The sequence below is a fragment of the Desulfovibrio desulfuricans genome, from assembly GCF_024460775.1.
GTDB classification, from domain to species: domain Bacteria; phylum Desulfobacterota; class Desulfovibrionia; order Desulfovibrionales; family Desulfovibrionaceae; genus Desulfovibrio; species Desulfovibrio desulfuricans_E.
On record NZ_JANFYZ010000099.1, the window covers coordinates 1 to 239 of the forward strand.

Consider the following 239-nt stretch of genomic DNA (forward strand, 5'->3'; position numbering starts at 1 on the left):
GTTTCGGGAGAAGCTATGCTTCTTGCAAGCAGCGACAGCGTGAAGAAAGGCGAGACGTTTACAATCGACGTTTACGCGCAGAATGTAGCAGGACTTAATGCATTCGGACAGGTAATTAATTATGATAATAGCAAAGTGCAATATGTTTCTTGTGAAGTATCACCTCTTCTTGCTCAGATGGAAAATCTGACGGCTAATAAAGAGTATGATGACAGAGCATATGTAAACCTTGCATTTGC

General features: G+C 41.4%; 1 protein-coding gene. It reads left to right on the forward strand.

Going from position 1 to position 239, the window contains the following annotated elements:
• Window positions 1-15: 15 nt before the first annotated feature.
• Window positions 16-239: cohesin domain-containing protein (locus NE637_RS15545; protein ID WP_256267827.1), on the forward strand; the 224-nt coding region annotated here is incomplete at its 3' end.